Raw genomic sequence first — 18,653 nt, 5'->3', positions numbered from 1 at the left:
AGAGAACAAGAAAATTTCAGGTTTTCGTGATATAATAGAAGTCTGTATATAAGGAGGTAAATCATGGAGTTAGTGCATGGAATTTCAACACATTTTATCCAATCAAAGAAGTTTAAAACGAACAAAATCACCGTGCGTTTTACCGCTCCATTATCTCTTGATACGATTGCAGGTCGCATGTTGAGTGCGAGTATGCTAGAGACTGCTAATCTGATGTACCCTACTTCTCAAGATTTGAGAAGACACTTGGCTAGTCTATACGGTACAGATATGTCAACCAATTGTTTCAGAAGAGGGCAAAGTCACATTGTAGAATTGACATTTACTTATGTTCGTGATGAGTTTTTAAGTAGGAAAAATGTGCTAACTGCTCAGGTTTTGGAACTAGTAAAAGAAACTCTTTTTTCACCCGTGGTAGTTGATAATGGATTTGATTCGGCCTTATTTGAAATTGAGAAAAAGCAATTGCTAGCAAGTTTAGCAGCTGATATGGATGATTCTTTTTATTTTGCACATAAAGAATTAGATAAATTATTTTTTCATGATGAATGTCTCCAATTGGAGTATCGTGATTTACGAAGTCGTATTTTAGCTGAAACTCCACAAAGTTCTTATTCTTGTTTCCAAGAATTTTTGGACAAAGATCGAATAGATTTCTTTTTCTTAGGTGATTTTAATGAGGTTGAAATTCAAAATGTATTAGAATCATTTGGTTTTAAAGGTCGAGAAGGTGATGTGAAGGTTCAGTATTGTCAACCTTATTCCAATATCCTTCAGGAAAGAATGGTTAGGAAAAATGTGGGACAGTCTATTTTAGAGTTGGGCTATCATTGCTCTGCTGAATATGGTGATGAGCAACATTTACCCATGATTGTAATGAATGGTTTACTGGGTGGATTTGCTCACTCTAAACTCTTTACAAATGTCCGTGAAAATGCTGGATTAGCTTATACCATTTCAAGTCAGCTTGATTTATTTAGTGGATTTTTAAGGATGTATGCTGGTATCGATCGAGAAAATCGGAATCAGGCTCGAAAAATGATGAATAATCAACTGCTTGATTTAAAAAAAGGTTATTTTACAGATCTTGAGTTAGAGCAGACCAAGGAAATGATTCGTCGGTCTTTGTTACTTTCTCAAGATAATCAATCTTCATTGATTGAACGTGCTTATCAAAATGCCTTACTTGGAAAATCTTCAGCAGACTTTAAAAGTTTGATTGCAAAACTCGATCAAGTTGACAAAGATGCTATTTGTAGAGCAGCTAATAATGTGAAACTACAAGCGATTTACTTTATGGAAGGAATAGAATGACAAAGGTTGCTTTTAAAGAAAAATACTATCCAGCTGTAAAAGAAATGGTTTATCGAACTCGTTTGTCAAATGGATTGACAGTTGATCTTTTGCCTAAAAAGGAATTTAAAGATGTTTACGGGAGTGTAACTGTACAGTTTGGTTCGATAGATACGCTTGTCACAGAAGTTGACGGAGATGTAAAAAAATATCCTGCAGGAATTGCTCATTTTCTTGAACATAAATTATTTGAGAGGGAAGATTCTAGCGATATGATGTCAGCTTTTACGAGTCTAGGTGCAGATAGCAATGCCTTTACAAGCTTTACAAAAACAAACTATCTTTTTTCATCGACGGATTATCTCTTAGAGAATTTAGATTTACTTGATGAATTGGTAACATCAGCACACTTTACTGAAGCTTCCATTTTGAGAGAGCAGGATATTATCCAGCAGGAACGAGAAATGTACCAAGATGATCCAGATTCGTGTTTATTCTTTTCAACCTTAGCAAATTTGTATCCTGGTACACCTTTAGCAACGGATATAGTTGGAAGCGAGGAGTCCATTTCCCAAATTAATCTAACTAATTTGCAAGAAAATTTTACAAGGTTTTACAAACCTGTAAACATGTCTCTGCTTTTAGTTGGTAATTTTGATGTGGAGCAAGTACAAGACTATTTTGAAAGAAAAGACCTGAAAGATTCAGATTTTCAGGAAGTATCAAAAGAAAAGTTGCTTTTACAAGATGTGAAGCCAACAGACAGTATGAGAATGGAAGTATCTTCGCCCAAACTAGCGATTGGGATTAGAGGTAAGCGAGAAGTTTCTGAGGCGGATTGCTATCGACATCATATTTTATTAAAATTATTATTTGCAATGATGTTTGGTTGGACTTCGGATCGTTTTCAAAATTTATATGAATCAGGTAAAATAGATGCTTCCTTATCTCTTGAAATTGAAGTAACAAGTCGTTTTCATTTTGTTATGTTGACAATGGATACGAAAGAGCCAGTTGCTTTATCTCATCAGTTTAGGAAGGCCATTCGTAATTTTACAAAGGATTTAGATATTACAGAGGAACATCTAGATATTATCAAAAGAGAGATGTTTGGAGAATTTTTTAGTAGCATGAACTCTCTTGAATTTATTGCAACGCAATATGATGCTTTTGAACATGGTGAGACAATTTTTGATTTGCCAAAGATTTTACAGGAAATTACTTTAGAGGATGTCCTTGAAGCAGGGCATCACTTAATAGATGAAGGGGATATAGTTGATTTTACAATATTCCCATCGTAGTAACCTATCATAATAGACACTAGAAAGAAGGGATGACAAGTATGAGGAAAAAAACAATTGGTGAGGTTTTACGATTAGCTAGAATCAATCAGGGATTGAGTTTAGATGAATTGCAGAAAAAGACAGACATCCAGTTAGATATGTTGGAAGCAATGGAAGCAGACGATTTCGATCAACTTCCAAGTCCTTTTTACACGCGTTCTTTCTTGAAAAAATATGCATGGGCTGTTGAGTTAGATGACCAAATTGTTTTGGATGCTTATGATTCTGGGAGTATGATTACTTATGAGGAAGTGGATGTTGATGAAGATGAGTTGACAGGGCGCAGACGTTCAAGTAAGAAAAATAAGAAAAAAACATCATTTTTACCTTTATTTTATTTTATCCTTTTTGCTTTATCGATTTTAATTTTTGTGACCTATTATGTTTGGAACTATATTCAAACTCAACCAGAGGGGCCTTCTCTTTCTAATTACAGTGTGGTTCAATCAACAAGTTCAACTAGCTCTGTTCCCCAATCCTCAAGTAGTAGTTCATCTAGCAGTTCTTCTAGTGTAGAATCGGCTATAAGTGTATCAGGTGAAGGAAATCATGTAGAAATAGCTTATAAAACAAGTAAGGAAACTGCAAAATTGCAATTATCGGTTTCAGATGCTAGAAGTTGGGTTAGTATTTCAGAAAGTGAACTTGAGGGTGGAGTGACCTTATCACCGGATAATAAAAGTGTGGAAACAACCGTTTCAACTAAAAATTCTGTAACCATTACTTTAGGTGTTGTAAAAGGTGTTGCTTTGACAGTAGATAATCAGACTGTTGATTTATCGAAATTAACAGCTTATACTGGGACAATTACGATAACCTTTACTAAAAATTAAGGAAAAACAAATGAAAAAAGAACAAATTCCAAATCTCTTAACAATAGGTCGAATTTTCTTTATTCCCATCTTTATCTTTATTTTAACGATAGGAAATTCGATAGAGAGTCATATAGTGGCAGCTATTATCTTTGCTGTTGCCAGTATTACAGATTATTTAGACGGATATTTAGCTCGTAAATGGAATGTGATCAGTAATTTCGGTAAATTTGCAGATCCTATGGCGGATAAACTACTAGTTATGTCGGCTTTTATTATGCTGATTGAGTTAGGTATGGCTCCAGCTTGGATTGTTGCAGTAATCATCTGTCGTGAGTTGGCTGTGACAGGTTTAAGGCTGTTACTGGTTGAAACTGGTGGAACAGTTTTAGCAGCAGCAATGCCTGGAAAAATTAAAACTTTTAGTCAGATGTTTGCGATTATTTTCTTGCTATTACATTGGACTTTGCTTGGTCAAGTTCTACTTTATGTAGCCTTATTTTTCACTATCTACTCTGGCTATGATTATTTCAAGGGTAGTGCCTATGTATTTAAAGGGACATTTGGTTCGAAATGAAATCAATAATTGATGTAAAAAAACTTTCTTTTCGTTATAAGGAAAGTCAAGAATACTATGATGTGAAGGATATTACGTTTCACGTGAAACGTGGAGAATGGCTTTCGATTGTAGGGCATAATGGTAGTGGTAAATCAACGACGGTTCGATTAATTGATGGCTTACTAGAAGCAGAATCTGGAGAGATTGTAATTGATGGCCAACGGCTGACTGAGGAAAATGTTTGGAATATACGTCGTCAAATCGGTATGGTTTTTCAAAATCCAGACAATCAATTTGTTGGAGCAACTGTTGAAGATGATGTTGCCTTTGGTTTGGAAAATCAGGGCCTTTCTCGTCAAGAAATGAAAAAGAGAGTGGAGGAAGCTCTGGTTTTAGTTGGCATGTTGGACTTTAAAAAGAGAGAGCCAGCGCGTCTATCAGGTGGCCAAAAGCAACGTGTGGCCATTGCAGGTGTTGTAGCCCTAAGACCATCTATTTTAATCTTAGATGAAGCAACGAGTATGTTGGATCCTGAGGGGCGTAGAGAACTGATTGAGACAGTAAAAGGAATTCGGAAAGACTATGATATGACGATTATTTCCATTACACATGATTTGGAAGAAGTTGCCATAAGTGACCGCGTATTGGTCATGAAAAAAGGGTCGATTGAATCAACCAACAGTCCAAGAGAACTTTTCTCTCGAAATGATTTAGATCAAATTGGATTAGACGATCCTTTTGCCAATCAATTAAAAAATTCTTTGAGCCAGAATGGCTATGATTTGCCTGAAAATTATTTGACAGAAAGTGAACTAGAGGATAAGCTATGGGAATTGCTCTAGAAAATGTGAGTTTTACATATCAAGAAGGTACTCCCTTAGCTTCAACAGCTTTGTCGGATGTTTCTTTAACGATTGAAGATGGTTCTTATACGGCTTTAATTGGCCACACAGGTAGCGGTAAATCAACTATTTTACAACTTTTAAATGGTTTATTGGTGCCAAGTCAAGGAAGTGTACGAGTTTTTGATACCTTAATCACCTCGAATTCTAAAAATAAAGATATTCGTCAAATTAGAAAACAGGTTGGCTTGGTATTTCAGTTTGCTGAAAATCAAATTTTTGAAGAAACAGTATTGAAAGACGTTGCTTTTGGACCACAAAATTTTGGAGTTTCTGAAGAAGATGCTGTGAAGATTGCACGGGAAAAACTGGCTCTGGTTGGAATTGATGAATCACTTTTTGATCGCAGTCCGTTTGAGCTATCAGGTGGACAAATGAGACGTGTCGCCATTGCAGGCATACTTGCCATGGAACCAGCCATATTAGTCTTAGATGAGCCCACAGCAGGCCTAGATCCTCTTGGGAGAAAAGAATTGATGAATTTGTTCAAAAAACTCCACCAGTCAGGGATGACCATCGTCTTGGTAACGCATTTGATGGATGATGTAGCTGAATATGCGAATCAAGTCTATGTAATGGAAAAGGGACGTTTAGTGAAGGGTGGCAAACCAAGTGATGTCTTTCAAGATGTTGTTTTTATGGAAGAAGTTCAGTTGGGAGTACCTAAAATTACAGCTTTTTGTAAACGATTGGCTGATAGAGGCGTGTCATTTAAACGATTACCGATTAAGATAGAGGAGTTCAAGGAGTCGCTAAATGGATAGTATGATTTTGGGGCGTTATATCCCAGGGGATTCGATTGTTCACCGGTTGGATCCACGTAGCAAATTACTGGCTATGATGCTACTGATTTTGATCGTTTTTTGGGCTAATAATCCCTTGACGAATCTGATTCTTTTTATAGCGGCAGGGATATTTATTGCCTTGTCAGGAGTATCTCTTTCATTTTTTATTCAGGGCTTGAAGTCTATGTTTTTCTTGATTGCCTTCACAACTATTTTTCAATTGTTTTTCATTTCTAATGGGAATGTTTTATTTGAGTTTTCGTTTGTGAGAATCACAGATTATGCTTTGCAACAAGCTGGAATTATTTTTTGTCGCTTTGTATTGATAATTTTCTTTTCAACTTTGTTAACCTTAACGACCATGCCCTTAAGTTTGGCCTCAGCTGTCGAAGCTTTGTTAGCGCCTTTAAAACGTGTGAGAGTTCCAGTTCATGAAATTGGATTGATGCTGTCCATGAGTCTACGTTTTGTCCCAACATTGATGGATGATACGACGCGGATTATGAATGCGCAGAAAGCGCGTGGAGTGGATTTTGGAGAAGGAAGTATTGTTCAAAAAGTAAAGGCCATGATTCCTATTTTGATTCCTCTTTTTGCGACAAGTTTAAAACGTGCAGATTCTTTGGCTATCGCCATGGAAGCGCGTGGTTATCAGGGTGGAAAAGGTAGAAGTCAATACAGACAATTGAAATGGACTCGAAAGGATACGCTAGCAATTCTTGTTATTCTCGTACTTGGTTGTTGCTTATTTTTCTTAAAATCTTAGTAGATTTCAGGAATTGATAAAAAAGTTACTGTAACAGTTTTTGATATAAAGGTAGGGATATGAACCGTTTTAAAAAATCAAAATATGTCATTATTGTTTTTGTCACTGTTCTGCTTGTCTCAGCTCTCTTAGCTACGACTTATTCAAGTACAATTGTGACAAAATTAGGAGATGGAATTTCATTGGTTGATAGAGTTGTACAAAAACCTTTTCGGTGGTTTGATTCTGTCAAATCAGATTTGGCTCATTTGACACGAACATATAATGAAAATGAAAGTTTGAAGAAACAGATTTACCAGTTAGAAGTTAAATCAAATGAGGCAGAAAGTTTAAAGACAGAAAATGAACAACTGCGCCAATTGCTTGATATGAAGTCTAAATTGCCAGCCACAAAGACTTTAGCAGCAGATGTTATTATGCGTTCTCCGGTATCTTGGAAACAGGAATTGACCCTGGATGCAGGCAAATCAAAAGGGGCTTCTGAGAACATGTTAGCCATTGCAAATGGTGGTTTGATTGGGAGCGTTTCAAAAGTAGAGGAGAACTCTACTATGGTCAACCTTCTGACAAATACGGAAAATGCTGATAAGATTTCTGTTAAAATTCAACACGGCACTACCACAATTTATGGAATTATTGTTGGCTACGACAAGGAAAATGAAGTTCTTAAAATTAGCCAATTAAATAGCAATAGCGATATTAGTACAGGCGATAAGGTGACAACGGGGGGATTAGGAAACTTTAACGTTGCGGATATTCCTGTTGGTGAAGTGGTTGCCACAACGCATAGTACGGATTATTTGACACGAGAAGTAACTGTTAAGTTGAGTGCAGATACTCATAATGTGGATGTGATAGAATTAGTGGGGAATTCATAATGAGACAGTTGAAGCGGGTTGGAGTGTTTTTATTGCTTCCTTTCTTTGTTCTAATTGACGCCCATATTAGCCAGCTTCTGGGTTCATTTTTCCCCCATGTACATTTGGCTAGTCATTTTCTTTTTCTATTTCTCTTATTTGAGACGATAGAAGTATCAGAGTATCTCTACCTAGTCTATTGTTTTGTGATAGGCTTGGTTTACGATGTTTACTTTTTCCATCTAATAGGGATCGCAACTCTCTTATTTATCTTATTGGGAGCGTTTCTTCATAAATTGAATAGTGTTATTTTGTTGAATCGTTGGACAAGAATCTTGGCTATGATTGTTATGAGTTTTCTATTTGATATGGGAGCTTATCTCTTTGCATTAGTGGTAGGTTTAACTGTAGATAGTCTGCCGATTTTTATCGTTTATAGCCTAGTACCATCCATGATTTTAAATCTTGTGTGGATGCTTATTTTTCAGTTTATTTTTGAAAAATATTATCTATGAGAAAGAAACAAAAATGTAACAAAGGCGTAATATTCATTAGGCCTTTTTTTGGTATACTAGTATTGTCTTTAAAAGAAGGAGTATCTACGTAATATGAAGAAAAAAATCTTAGCGTCACTTTTATTAAGTACAGTAATGGTTTCTCAAGTAGCTGTTTTAACAACTGCGCATGCAGAAACGACTGATGACAAAATTGCTGCTCAAGATAATAAAATTAGTAACTTAACAGCACAACAACAAGAAGCCCAAAAACAAGTTGACCAAATTCAGGAGCAAGTATCAGCTATTCAAGCTGAGCAATCTAACTTGCAAGCTGAAAATGATAGATTACAAGCAGAATCCAAAAAACTTGAGAGTGAGATTACAGAACTTTCTAAAAATATTGTGTCTCGCAATGATTCTTTGGAAAAACAAGCTCGTAGTGCTCAAACAAATGGAGCTGCAACCAGCTACATCAATACGATTGTAAACTCGAAGTCAATTACAGAAGCTATTTCACGTGTAGCAGCAATGAATGAAATCGTATCTGCTAACAACAAAATGTTGGAACAACAAAAAGCAGATAAAAAAGCAATTTCTGAGAAACAAGTGGCGAACAATGACGCAATTAATACAGTTATTGCAAATCAACAGAAATTGTCTGATGATGCACAAGCCCTAACAACGAAACAAGCTGAGTTGAAGGCTGCAGAATTAAATCTTGCTGCTGAAAAAGCGACAGCAGAAGATGAAAAAGCAAGTTTGCTAGAGAAAAAAGCAGAAGCAGAAGCAGCAGCAGAAGCAGCAGCAGCGGCAGAAGCAGCTTACAAGGTAAAACAAGTAAGTCAACAACAAACAGTTGTTGCTTCTGGAAATACGACTTTTGCAGCACAGGTTCAAGCTGTAGCTTCTTCGGAATCAACAACATACACTCCTGTGGCAGTCAAACAACGTCCAACATACAGTACAAATGCTTCAAGCTATCCAGTTGGTGAGTGTACATGGGGAGCTAAGACATTGGCACCTTGGGCTGGAGACTACTGGGGTAACGGAGCACAATGGGCTACAAGTGCAGCAGCTGCAGGTTTCCGTACAGGATCTACACCTCAAGTTGGTGCGATTGCATGTTGGAATGATGGTGGATATGGACACGTAGCGGTAGTCACTGCTGTAGAATCAACAACACGTATCCAAGTGTCAGAATCAAATTATGCTGGTAATCGCACGCTTGGAAATCATCGTGGGTGGTTCAATCCGACAACTACGTCGTCAGGTTTTGTAACATATATTTATGCAGATTAATTTACAGAGGGACTCGAATAGAGCCCTCTTTTTCATGTTTTACCGTGACAATCCCTATTAAAAATTATATCAAAAAAACTTGAAAATATTGAAAAAGTATGGTAAAATGAAATTTGTCGTGTGAACGATAATACTCATTCTTGATGAATTGTGAAACAGTTGCCTTTGGGTTGTTTTGCGAGTTGAAGTCAAGAAGAGGAAAAAAACAAAAAGGAGAAATACTCATGGCAGTAATTTCAATGAAACAACTTCTTGAGGCTGGTGTACACTTTGGTCACCAAACTCGTCGCTGGAACCCTAAGATGGCTAAATACATCTTTACAGAACGTAACGGAATCCACGTTATCGACTTGCAACAAACTGTAAAATACGCTGACCAAGCATACAACTTCATGCGTGATGCAGCAGCTAACGATGCAGTTGTATTGTTCGTTGGTACTAAGAAACAAGCGGCTGATGCAGTTGCTGAAGAAGCAGTACGTTCAGGTCAATACTTCATTAACCACCGTTGGTTGGGTGGAACTCTTACAAACTGGGGAACAATCCAAAAACGTATCGCTCGTTTGAAAGAAATCAAACGTATGGAAGAAGATGGAACTTTCGAAGTTCTTCCTAAGAAAGAAGTTGCACTTCTTAACAAACAACGTGCACGTCTTGAAAAATTCTTGGGTGGTATCGAAGATATGCCTCGTATCCCAGATGTTATGTACGTAGTTGACCCACATAAAGAGCAAATCGCTGTTAAAGAAGCTAAGAAATTGGGAATCCCAGTTGTAGCGATGGTTGACACAAACACTGATCCAGATGATATCGATGTAATCATCCCAGCTAACGATGATGCTATCCGCGCTGTTAAATTGATCACAGCTAAATTGGCTGACGCTATCATCGAAGGACGTCAAGGTGAAGATGCAGCAGTTGAAGCAGAATTTGCAGCTTCAGAAGCTCAAGCAGATTCAATCGAAGAAATCGTTGAAGTTGTAGAAGGCGACAACGCTTAATTTATATAAATAGTAATTACCTAGGAGGGCGGGGCTTAGCCCGGCTCTCCTATTTTTAAAAAATATAGGAGAATCAAAATGGCAGAAATTACAGCTAAACTTGTAAAAGAGTTGCGTGAAAAATCTGGTGCCGGTGTTATGGACGCTAAAAAAGCGCTTGTAGAAACAGACGGTGACATCGAAAAAGCGATTGAATTGCTTCGTGAAAAAGGTATGGCTAAGGCAGCTAAGAAAGCTGACCGTGTTGCTGCAGAAGGTTTGACTGGTGTTTATGTTAACGGTAATGTTGCAGCAGTTATTGAAGTAAACGCTGAAACTGACTTCGTTGCGAAAAACGCTCAATTCGTTGAATTGGTAAATACTACAGCTAAAGTTATTGCTGAAGGAAAACCTGCTAATAATGAAGAAGCTCTTGCTTTGACAATGCCTTCAGGTGAAACTCTTGAAGCTGCATACGTATCTGCAACAGCAACTATCGGAGAAAAAATCTCATTCCGTCGCTTTGCATTGATTGAAAAAACAGACGCGCAACACTTTGGAGCATACCAACATAACGGTGGACGTATCGGTGTTATTTCAGTTGTTGAAGGTGGAGACGAAGCACTTGCTAAGCAATTGTCAATGCACATCGCAGCAATGAAACCAACAGTTCTTTCTTACAAAGAATTGGATGAGCAATTCGTTAAAGATGAGTTGGCACAATTGAACCACGTTATCGACCAAGACAACGAAAGCCGTGCAATGGTTAACAAACCAGCTCTTCCACACTTGAAATATGGCTCAAAAGCACAATTGACTGATGAAGTGATTGCTCAAGCTGAAGCTGACATCAAAGCTGAGTTGGCTGCAGAAGGCAAACCAGAAAAAATCTGGGACAAAATCATCCCAGGTAAAATGGATCGCTTCATGCTTGACAACACTAAAGTTGACCAAGCATACACACTTCTTGCACAAGTTTACATCATGGATGATAGCAAGACAGTTGAAGCATACCTTGAATCTGTTAACGCTTCAGTAGTTGAGTTCGCTCGCTTTGAAGTTGGTGAAGGTATCGAGAAAGCTGCAAACGACTTTGAAGCTGAAGTTGCAGCTACAATGGCAGCAGCCTTGAATAACTAATCATAGAAAGGAAGCAAATTTGCTTCCTTTTTTGTATAGGGCTTAGATTTCTCCTGAAATTGTTTTTTACCCAGCATTACTCGCTTAGAAATAGTTAATACTCTTCGAAAATCTCTTCAAACCACGTCAGCGTCGCCTTACAGTACTCAAGTGCAGCCTGCGGCTAGCTTCCTAGTTTGCTCTTTTATTTTCATTGAGTATAAAACAAAAAGCCCTATAATAAGGGCCAATTGTATTTAGGAGACTAAACTTCAAATTCATAGAGTGCTGTAGATAGATAACGTTCACCGTTATCTGGTGCTAGAGCCAGGACTTTCTTACCTGTACCTAATTTTTTGGCAACCTCGATGGCTCCGTAGATAGCTGCAGCTGAAGAAATCCCTACAAGGAAGCCTTCTTTTCCGCCAATTTCACGGCCGAGTGCGAGAGCGTTGTCTGATGTTACACGAACGATACCATCATAAGCCTTTGTATCCAGTGTATCAGGAATAAATCCAGCTGAGATACCTTGAATTTTGTGAGGACCAGGTTTTTCACCAGATAGAATAGCAGATTCGTCTGCTTCTACTGCAAAAACTTGAATATTTGAATTTGCTGCTTTGAGTGCATGAGAAACACCAGAAATTGTACCACCAGTACCAACTCCAGCGACAAAGGCATCTAATCCATCTTTACCGAAAGCAGCTAATATCTCAGCTCCTGTTGTTCTTTCGTGTACTTCTGGATTTGCTGGATTGTCAAATTGAAGAGGAAGGAAACCATCGCGTTCAGCAGCGATTTCTTGAGCCTTGGCGATAGCACCTTTCATTCCTTCACTACCAGGCGTAAGGACGAGTTCAGCGCCATAGGCTTGGATAATCTTACGGCGTTCTACACTCATAGTTTCAGGCATAACAATGACAACTTTATACCCTTTAGCAGCACCTACCCATGAAAGTCCAATACCAGTGTTTCCACTTGTTGCTTCAACAATAGTAGAACTAGGTTTCAGAATACCGTCTTGTTCAGCTTTTTCAATCATGCTAAGGGCAATGCGGTCTTTTACCGATGAACCAGGGTTAAATGCTTCAAGCTTTACATAGACGTCCGCAGCACCTTCTGGCACAATGTTGTTGAGTTTAACAATCGGAGTTTGGCCGATTAGTTCAGTAATGTTGTTATAAATAGACATATGAATACCTCTTTGTATAAGATATCTATAGTATAACGCTATCTATACCATTTGTAAAATATAGAAATCCTATCGAAGTGATAGGATTTTTTTATATCATAGATCCAAGCCATTAATTTTCAAGTGATTGTGATAAGCTAGTTCTAGTAAATAGGTGTAAAGTATAGTGGATTGAATCTGGAATAGTACGCCATGGTTGCTAAAATATTTCTATACATTAATTTGACTTTCCTAATCAATTTGTTCGCATCTTATTTCAATCTACTATATAACGTTATCCGTTTTCTTTTTGAATTGCTTCATTTTCTAGTAGGTCTTGTCAAATATCTTTTTATGTTGCTAATTAAAGTAGCGGTGAAAATGTTAGTGAAACACTGTATTATCCATTGTTTACACTAAGTTTACAGGAATTTCAACTTCGCGTAAACCTTGGTCAGTTAAAGTGACTTTTCCATTAAAAAACTCTACAAGTGCAGCTTTAATAGTTTCTTTTTCTTCTTTATCAACATAAATCATCGTATCGACTTGATCTGTAAAATTTGTATCCAGCTCCATGAGATTATGTTCTTTAAGGAAGTTACTGTACTCTTGGTACTGAGCGTAAGACATTTGAATAGCAATGCCAGGCTGTTCTTTTATTTCAATGATGCCAATTTCTTTGACAGCTAAGGCCACACTGCCGGCGTAAGCACGAATCAATCCTCCAGCGCCTAGTTTAATGCCACCAAAGTAGCGTGTCACTACCACACAGACATTGGTGAGATTGTGATTTTCTAGTACCCCAAGCATGGGAACGCCAGCAGTACCACTGGGCTCACCATCATCACTTGTACGTTTAATTTCACTACGTTCCCCAATAATAAAAGCAGAGCAGTTATGCGTAGCTTTGTAGTGTTCTTTTTTGATGGCAGTAATGAAGTCACGAGCCTCTTCTTCGCTATAAACACACTTGGCATGACAGATAAAGCGAGATTTTTTGATTTCTTCTTGGACTTGTCCGTCCTCTTTAATTGTTCTAAATTCCATGATTTAATTGTACTAAAAAATCATCTAAAGCGCTAGGTTTTTACGAATAAAGAAGTATGAAAGTAAATCCAAATTATCTCGGTCGTTTGTTTACGGAGAATGAATTAACAGAAGAGGAACGTCAGTTGGCGGAGAAACTTCCAGCAATGAGAAAGGAGAAGGGGAAATTTTTCTGTCAACGTTGTAATAGTATTATTCTAGAGGAATGGTATTTGCCCATCGGTGCTTACTATTGTCGAGAGTGCTTGCTGATGAAGAGAGTTAGGAGTGATCAAGCTTTATACTATTTTCCGCAGGAGGATTTTCCGAAGCAAGATGTTCTTAAATGGCGTGGTCAATTAACTCCTTTTCAAGAGCAGGTGTCAGAGGGACTGATTCAAGCAGTAGACAAGCAAGAGTCAACATTGGTACATGCGGTGACAGGAGCTGGAAAGACAGAAATGATTTATCAAGTAGTGGCTAAAGTGATTAATGCGGGAGGTGCAGTATGCTTGGCTAGTCCTCGCATAGATGTTTGTTTGGAGCTGTATAAGCGCCTGCAACAGGATTTTTCTTGCGAGATAGCTCTTCTACATGGAGAATCAGAACCGTATTTCCGAACCCCATTAGTTGTTGCGACGACCCATCAGTTATTGAAATTTTATCAAGCTTTTGATTTGCTGATAGTGGATGAAGTAGATGCCTTTCCTTATGTTGATAATCCAACGCTTTACCATGCTGTCAAGAATAGTGTAAAGGAGAATGGGCTGAGAATCTTTTTAACAGCGACTTCGACAGATGAGTTAGATAGGAAAGTCCGTTTAGGAGAATTAAAAAGACTGAGCTTACCTAGACGATTCCATGGGAATCCGTTGATTATCCCTAAACCAGTTTGGTTATCGAATTTTAATCGCTATCTGGATAAAAATCGTTTGTCACCAAAGTTAAAGACTTATATTGAGAAACAGAGAAAGACAGCTTATCCGTTACTCATTTTTGCATCAGAAATTAAGAAAGGGGAGCAGCTAAAGGAAATCTTACAGGAGCAATTTCCAAATGAGAAAATTGGTTTTGTTTCTTCCGTAACAGAAGATCGATTAGAGCAAGTACAAGCTTTTCGAGATGGAGAACTGACAATACTTATCAGTACGACGATATTGGAACGTGGAGTTACCTTCCCTTGTGTGGATGTTTTTGTAGTAGAGGCCAATCATCGTTTGTTTACCAAGTCTAGTTTGATTCAGATTGGTGGACGAGTTGGACGAAGCATGGATAGACCGACAGGAGATTTGCTTTTCTTTCATGACGGATTAAATGATTCAATCAAGAAGGCGATTAAGGAAATTCAGCAGATGAACAAGGAGGCAGGCTTATGAAGTGTTTGTTATGTGGGCAGACTATGAAGACTGTTTTAACTTTTAGTAGTCTCTTACTTCTGAAGAATGATGACTCTTGTCTTTGTTCAGACTGTGACTCTACTTTTGAGAGGATTGGAGAAGAGAGCTGTCCAAACTGTATGAAAACAGGATTGTCAACAAAGTGTCAAGATTGTCAATTTTGGTGTAAAGAAGGAATTGAGGTCTCCCATAGAGCGATTTTTACTTACAATCAAGTTATGAAAGATTTTTTCAGTCGATATAAGTTTGATGGAGACTTCCTTTTAAGAAAAGTTTTCGCTTCATTTTTAAGTGAGGAGTTGAAAAAGTACAAAGAGTATCAATTTGTTGTAATTCCCCTAAGTCCTAAAAGATTGCTTGACAGAGGATTTAATCAGGTTAAGGGCTTGGTAGATGCAGCAAGATTCAAATATCTGGATTTATTAGATAAAAGAGAAGAGAGAGCTAGTTCTTCTAAAAGTCGCTCAGAACGCTTGGCAACAGAACTTCCGTTCTTTATTAAAAGTGAAGTCACTATTCCTAAAAAAATCCTACTTATAGATGATATTTATACTACTGGAACAACTATAAATCGTGTGAAGAAACTGCTGGAAGAAGCTGGTGCTGAGGATGTAAAAACTTTTTCCCTTGTAAGATGAGGAAAAAATTTGCAAAAATAAAATGAAAGCGTTATAATGAAATCAGAAAAACAAAAATGTTTAGAAAGAAGGTACTCATATGATTAAATATAGTATCCGTGGTGAAAACCTAGAAGTAACAGAAGCAATTCGTGATTATGTAGTTTCTAAACTCGAAAAGATCGAAAAGTATTTTCAAGCTGAACAAGAGTTGGATGCTCGAGTTAACTTGAAGGTGTATCGTGAAAAAACTGCTAAAGTGGAAGTAACGATTCCGCTTGGCTCTATTACTCTTCGTGCAGAAGATGTGTCTCAAGATATGTATGGTTCAATTGACCTTGTAACCGATAAAATTGAACGTCAGATTCGTAAAAATAAAACAAAAATCGAGCGTAAAAATAAAAATAAGGTGGCAACTAGTCAATTATTTACAGATGCTTTGGTGGAAGATCCAAATGTTGTCCAGTCTAGAGTTGTTCGTTCAAAACAAATTGATTTAAAACCAATGGATTTGGAAGAAGCTATTCTACAGATGGATTTGTTGGGACATGATTTCTTTATCTATGTGGATGTTGAAGATCAAACAACCAATGTGATTTATCGTCGTGAAGATGGCGAAATTGGTCTGTTAGAAGTTAAAGAATCTTAATTTCAATATGTGTAAAGGGAGGTTTACTGAATTGTAAACCTCCTTTTTCTTACAATGGATAGAATTACTGATTACACTTTTAAAAAGTCGCTTTTTGGTGGTTATTATGGTATAATGGGTGCCAAGAGGTTTGGAATGAAAAAATTTTATGTAAGTCCTATTTTCCCCTTAATATTAGGAATAGTGGCGTTCGGAGTGCTATCTGTGCAACTTGTTTTTGTAACGAATACACTGGTAACGCTATTTCTTTTGCTACTTATTTTGGGTTCATATATTTTATTGTTCATCCATCAGAGAGACTACTACTCAAGGAGTGAAGTAGAACAAATCCAGTATGTAAACCACCAAGCTGAAGAAAGTTTGACAACCTTGTTAGAACAGATGCCTGTTGGAGTTATTAAATTAGACTTGTCGTCAGGTGAAGTTGAATGGTTTAATCCTTATGCTGAATTGATTTTGACTAATGAAATGGGCGAGATTGATGTGGCGTTAATTCAAACAATTATTAAGGCATCGGTAGGAAATCCAGGTTCTTATGCCACCTTGGGTGAGACCCGTTATTCGGTTCATATGGACAAGGTATCTGGGGTTCTTTACTTCTTTGATGTGTCTGGTGAATATGAAGCGACTGTTGAGTTAGTAACGAGTCGACCTGTGATTGGGATCGTTTCTGTTGACAACTACGATGATTTAGAAGATGAAACATCCGAGTCTGATATCAGTCATATCAATAGTTTTGTGGCCAATTTTGTTTCAGAATTTGCTGGTAAACATGCCATGTTCTCCCGTCGAGTAAGTATGGATCGCTTTTATCTATTTACGGACTACACGGTACTTGAGGGATTGATGAATGATAAATTTTCTGTTATCGATGCTTTCAGAGAAGAGGCGAAACAGAGACAGTTGCCTTTGACCCTAAGTATGGGATTTTCTTATGGTGATGGATATCATGATGAAATCGGGAAAGTTGCATTGCTCAACTTGAACTTGGCTGAAGTGCGTGGTGGCGACCAGGTGGTTGTCAAGGAGAATGACGAAACGAAAAATCCCGTTTATTTTGGTGGTGGATCTGCGGCGTCAATCAAACGTACAAGGACACGTACGCGCGCTATGATGACGGCTATTTCAGATAAAATTCGAAGTGTGGATCAGGTTTTTGTAGTTGGTCACAAAAATCTAGATATGGATGCTTTGGGCTCTGCTGTAGGTATGCAGTTGTTTTCTAGTAATGTGACTGAAAATAGCTATGCTCTTTATGATGAAGATCAAATGTCACCAGATATTGAACGAGCTGTTTCATTCTTAGAAAAAGAAGGAGTTACGAAGTTGTTGTCGGTTAAGGAGGCAATGGGATTAGTGACCAATCGTTCTTTGTTGATTCTGGTAGACCATTCAAAGACTGCCTTAACTTTATCGAAAGAATTTTATGATTTGTTTACACAGACCATTGTTATTGACCACCACAGAAGGGATCAGGATTTTCCTGATAATGCCGTTATCACTTATATCGAAAGTGGTGCCAGCAGTGCCAGTGAGTTGGTAACGGAATTGATTCAGTTCCAGAATTCTAAGAAAAATCGTTTGAGTCGTATGCAAGCAAGTGTTTTAATGGCTGGTATGATGTTGGATACTAAAAATTTCACCTCACGAGTGACTAGTCGGACATTTGATGTTGCTAGCTATCTCAGAACGAGAGGAAGTGATAGTATTGCTATCCAAGAAATTGCTGCGACAGATTTTGAAGAATATCGTGAGGTCAATGAACTGATTTTACAGGGGCGTAAATTAGGTTCAGATGTACTGATAGCAGAGGCTAAGGACTCGAAATGCTATGATACAGTTGTTATTAGTAAGGCAGCAGATGCCATGTTAGCTATGTCAGGTATTGAAGCGAGTTTTGTTCTTGCGAAGAATACACAAGGGTTTATCTCTATCTCAGCTCGCAGTCGTAGTAAGCTGAATGTACAACGGATCATGGAAGAGCTGGGAGGTGGCGGCCACTTTAATTTGGCAGCAGCTCAAATTAAAGATTTAACCTTGTCAGAAGCAGGTGAAAAACTGACAGAAATTGTATTAAATGAAATAAAGGAAAAGGAGAAAGAAGAATGAAGGTAATCTTTTTAGCAGATGTTAAAGGAAAAGGTAAAAAAGGCGAAATTAAGGAAGTACCAACAGGGTATGCGCAAAACTTTCTTATCAAAAAAAATCTAGCTAAAGAAGCGACTGCTCAAGCGGTAGGTGAGCTTCGTGGTAAACAAAAATCTGAAGAAAAAGCTCACGCTGAGATGATTGCAGAAGCAAAAGCAATTAAAGCCCAACTTGAAGCAGAAGAAACTGTTGTAGAATTTGTTGAAAAAGTTGGTCCAGATGGCCGTACTTTTGGTTCTATTACCAATAAGAAAATTGCAGAAGAATTGCAAAAGCAATTTGGAATTAAGATTGATAAACGCCATATTCAAGTACAAGCTCCGATTCGAGCGGTTGGTTTGATTGATGTGCCAGTGAAAATCTATCAAGATATCACAAGTGTAATCAATCTTCGTGTGAAAGAAGGATAAATTTACACCTTCTTGACAAGATT

General features: G+C 37.6%; 19 protein-coding genes. 17 read left to right on the top strand and 2 right to left on the bottom strand.

Translation table 11 applies throughout. The features are described 5' to 3' along the window. Window positions 1-63: 63 nt before the first annotated feature. The 12 genes from yfmF (at window position 64) to tsf (ending at window position 11,233) form a co-directional block, all read left to right on the top strand. Window positions 64-1,314 (top strand): EF-P 5-aminopentanol modification-associated protein YfmF, encoded by a 1,251-nt coding sequence (gene yfmF / locus FGQ53_RS00885; RefSeq protein WP_138335182.1) that lies wholly within the window; start codon window positions 64-66, stop codon window positions 1,312-1,314. Beyond that, window positions 1,311-2,594 carry an EF-P 5-aminopentanol modification-associated protein YfmH gene (yfmH, locus tag FGQ53_RS00880; protein ID WP_138335181.1) on the top strand — a complete coding sequence of 428 codons (1,284 nt, stop codon included), beginning with the start codon at window positions 1,311-1,313 and terminating at the stop codon, window positions 2,592-2,594. The genes yfmF and yfmH overlap by 4 nt, the downstream gene beginning before the upstream one ends. A gap of 41 nt (window positions 2,595-2,635) precedes the next feature. Beyond that, window positions 2,636-3,469 (top strand): cytoskeleton protein RodZ, encoded by an 834-nt coding sequence (gene rodZ / locus FGQ53_RS00875; protein WP_171019049.1) that lies wholly within the window; start codon window positions 2,636-2,638, stop codon window positions 3,467-3,469. Window positions 3,470-3,479: 10 nt separating this feature from the next. Beyond that, window positions 3,480-4,025 (top strand): CDP-diacylglycerol--glycerol-3-phosphate 3-phosphatidyltransferase, encoded by a 546-nt coding sequence (pgsA, locus tag FGQ53_RS00870; protein ID WP_138335179.1) that lies wholly within the window; start codon window positions 3,480-3,482, stop codon window positions 4,023-4,025. Continuing rightward, window positions 4,022-4,849, top strand: a complete 828-nt coding sequence (locus FGQ53_RS00865) for an energy-coupling factor ABC transporter ATP-binding protein (RefSeq protein WP_138335178.1) — start codon at window positions 4,022-4,024, stop codon at window positions 4,847-4,849. Before pgsA ends, FGQ53_RS00865 begins: the two co-directional genes overlap by 4 nt. Then, window positions 4,834-5,673, top strand: coding sequence for an energy-coupling factor transporter ATPase (locus tag FGQ53_RS00860; protein WP_138335177.1), 840 nt, complete (start codon window positions 4,834-4,836; stop codon window positions 5,671-5,673). Before FGQ53_RS00865 ends, FGQ53_RS00860 begins: the two co-directional genes overlap by 16 nt. Continuing rightward, entirely contained in the window at window positions 5,666-6,460 is a 795-nt protein-coding gene (locus tag FGQ53_RS00855) for an energy-coupling factor transporter transmembrane component T family protein (RefSeq protein ID WP_138335176.1), read from the top strand. Before FGQ53_RS00860 ends, FGQ53_RS00855 begins: the two co-directional genes overlap by 8 nt. A 59-nt stretch (window positions 6,461-6,519) precedes the next feature. Then, window positions 6,520-7,338: a rod shape-determining protein MreC gene (gene mreC / locus FGQ53_RS00850; RefSeq protein ID WP_138335175.1), complete on the top strand. Its 819-nt coding sequence runs from the start codon at window positions 6,520-6,522 to the stop codon at window positions 7,336-7,338. Beyond that, window positions 7,338-7,832 (top strand): rod shape-determining protein MreD, encoded by a 495-nt coding sequence (mreD, locus tag FGQ53_RS00845; protein WP_020900975.1) that lies wholly within the window; start codon window positions 7,338-7,340, stop codon window positions 7,830-7,832. Before mreC ends, mreD begins: the two co-directional genes overlap by 1 nt. Window positions 7,833-7,925: 93 nt before the next feature. After that, window positions 7,926-9,113: a peptidoglycan hydrolase PcsB gene (gene pcsB, locus FGQ53_RS00840; RefSeq protein ID WP_138335174.1), complete on the top strand. Its 1,188-nt coding sequence runs from the start codon at window positions 7,926-7,928 to the stop codon at window positions 9,111-9,113. Window positions 9,114-9,337: 224 nt separating this feature from the next. Further along, on the top strand, window positions 9,338-10,114 hold the full coding sequence (gene rpsB, locus FGQ53_RS00835; RefSeq protein ID WP_138335173.1) for a 30S ribosomal protein S2: 777 nt from the start codon (window positions 9,338-9,340) through the stop codon (window positions 10,112-10,114). A 78-nt stretch (window positions 10,115-10,192) separates the two neighbouring features. Further along, window positions 10,193-11,233, top strand: coding sequence for a translation elongation factor Ts (tsf, locus tag FGQ53_RS00830; RefSeq protein ID WP_033682512.1), 1,041 nt, complete (start codon window positions 10,193-10,195; stop codon window positions 11,231-11,233). Between the two features lie 244 nt (window positions 11,234-11,477). Here the strand turns inward: tsf and cysK are convergent, their stop codons facing one another. Next, on the bottom strand, window positions 11,478-12,404 hold the full coding sequence (gene cysK, locus FGQ53_RS00825; protein ID WP_138335172.1) for a cysteine synthase A: 927 nt from the start codon (window positions 12,402-12,404) through the stop codon (window positions 11,478-11,480). Window positions 12,405-12,794: 390 nt separating this feature from the next. Continuing rightward, window positions 12,795-13,430: a YigZ family protein gene (locus FGQ53_RS00820; protein ID WP_138335171.1), complete on the bottom strand. Its 636-nt coding sequence runs from the start codon at window positions 13,428-13,430 to the stop codon at window positions 12,795-12,797. 56 nt (window positions 13,431-13,486) lie between these two features. Here FGQ53_RS00820 and FGQ53_RS00815 point away from each other — a divergent pair, with 56 nt between their 5' ends. The 5 genes from FGQ53_RS00815 to rplI all read left to right on the top strand — a co-directional run bounded on the left by FGQ53_RS00815 (window position 13,487) and on the right by rplI (window position 18,630). Then, window positions 13,487-14,785 carry a DEAD/DEAH box helicase gene (locus tag FGQ53_RS00815; RefSeq protein WP_138335170.1) on the top strand — a complete coding sequence of 433 codons (1,299 nt, stop codon included), beginning with the start codon at window positions 13,487-13,489 and terminating at the stop codon, window positions 14,783-14,785. Next, window positions 14,782-15,444, top strand: a complete 663-nt coding sequence (locus tag FGQ53_RS00810) for a ComF family protein (RefSeq protein WP_138335169.1) — start codon at window positions 14,782-14,784, stop codon at window positions 15,442-15,444. The genes FGQ53_RS00815 and FGQ53_RS00810 overlap by 4 nt, the downstream gene beginning before the upstream one ends. Before the next feature lie 79 nt (window positions 15,445-15,523). Next, entirely contained in the window at window positions 15,524-16,072 is a 549-nt protein-coding gene (gene hpf / locus FGQ53_RS00805) for a ribosome hibernation-promoting factor, HPF/YfiA family (protein ID WP_000599100.1), read from the top strand. A gap of 135 nt (window positions 16,073-16,207) precedes the next feature. Next, window positions 16,208-18,181 carry a DHH family phosphoesterase gene (locus FGQ53_RS00800; RefSeq protein ID WP_138335168.1) on the top strand — a complete coding sequence of 658 codons (1,974 nt, stop codon included), beginning with the start codon at window positions 16,208-16,210 and terminating at the stop codon, window positions 18,179-18,181. Further along, a complete protein-coding gene (gene rplI, locus FGQ53_RS00795) occupies window positions 18,178-18,630 on the top strand; it encodes a 50S ribosomal protein L9 (protein WP_000864214.1) in 453 nt (150 codons plus the stop codon). The genes FGQ53_RS00800 and rplI overlap by 4 nt, the downstream gene beginning before the upstream one ends. The last annotated feature ends 23 nt before the right edge of the window (window positions 18,631-18,653 follow it).

The sequence above is a fragment of the Streptococcus mitis genome, assembly GCF_005844455.1.
GTDB classification, from domain to species: Bacteria; Bacillota; Bacilli; order Lactobacillales; family Streptococcaceae; genus Streptococcus; species Streptococcus mitis_BF.
Note: the sequence above shows the minus strand (reverse complement) of the source record. Positions and strands in the feature narration are given on the sequence as shown.

Excerpts from the sequence above, each read along its gene's own strand:
- FGQ53_RS00810 (WP_138335169.1), top strand. The coding sequence starts at position 14,782 with ATGAAGTGTTTGTTATGTGGGCAGACTATGAAGACTGTTTTAACTTTT.
- pcsB (WP_138335174.1), top strand. The coding sequence starts at position 7,926 with ATGAAGAAAAAAATCTTAGCGTCACTTTTATTAAGTACAGTAATGGTT.
- mreC (WP_138335175.1), top strand. The coding sequence starts at position 6,520 with ATGAACCGTTTTAAAAAATCAAAATATGTCATTATTGTTTTTGTCACT.
- FGQ53_RS00815 (WP_138335170.1), top strand. The coding sequence starts at position 13,487 with ATGAAAGTAAATCCAAATTATCTCGGTCGTTTGTTTACGGAGAATGAA.
- FGQ53_RS00820 (WP_138335171.1), bottom strand. The coding sequence starts at position 13,430 with ATGGAATTTAGAACAATTAAAGAGGACGGACAAGTCCAAGAAGAAATC.
- rodZ (WP_171019049.1), top strand. The coding sequence starts at position 2,636 with ATGAGGAAAAAAACAATTGGTGAGGTTTTACGATTAGCTAGAATCAAT.
- pgsA (WP_138335179.1), top strand. The coding sequence starts at position 3,480 with ATGAAAAAAGAACAAATTCCAAATCTCTTAACAATAGGTCGAATTTTC.
- hpf (WP_000599100.1), top strand. The coding sequence starts at position 15,524 with ATGATTAAATATAGTATCCGTGGTGAAAACCTAGAAGTAACAGAAGCA.
- tsf (WP_033682512.1), top strand. The coding sequence starts at position 10,193 with ATGGCAGAAATTACAGCTAAACTTGTAAAAGAGTTGCGTGAAAAATCT.
- FGQ53_RS00860 (WP_138335177.1), top strand. The coding sequence starts at position 4,834 with ATGGGAATTGCTCTAGAAAATGTGAGTTTTACATATCAAGAAGGTACT.
- mreD (WP_020900975.1), top strand. The coding sequence starts at position 7,338 with ATGAGACAGTTGAAGCGGGTTGGAGTGTTTTTATTGCTTCCTTTCTTT.
- rpsB (WP_138335173.1), top strand. The coding sequence starts at position 9,338 with ATGGCAGTAATTTCAATGAAACAACTTCTTGAGGCTGGTGTACACTTT.
- cysK (WP_138335172.1), bottom strand. The coding sequence starts at position 12,404 with ATGTCTATTTATAACAACATTACTGAACTAATCGGCCAAACTCCGATT.
- FGQ53_RS00800 (WP_138335168.1), top strand. The coding sequence starts at position 16,208 with ATGAAAAAATTTTATGTAAGTCCTATTTTCCCCTTAATATTAGGAATA.
- yfmH (WP_138335181.1), top strand. The coding sequence starts at position 1,311 with ATGACAAAGGTTGCTTTTAAAGAAAAATACTATCCAGCTGTAAAAGAA.
- yfmF (WP_138335182.1), top strand. The coding sequence starts at position 64 with ATGGAGTTAGTGCATGGAATTTCAACACATTTTATCCAATCAAAGAAG.
- FGQ53_RS00865 (WP_138335178.1), top strand. The coding sequence starts at position 4,022 with ATGAAATCAATAATTGATGTAAAAAAACTTTCTTTTCGTTATAAGGAA.
- FGQ53_RS00855 (WP_138335176.1), top strand. The coding sequence starts at position 5,666 with ATGGATAGTATGATTTTGGGGCGTTATATCCCAGGGGATTCGATTGTT.
- rplI (WP_000864214.1), top strand. The coding sequence starts at position 18,178 with ATGAAGGTAATCTTTTTAGCAGATGTTAAAGGAAAAGGTAAAAAAGGC.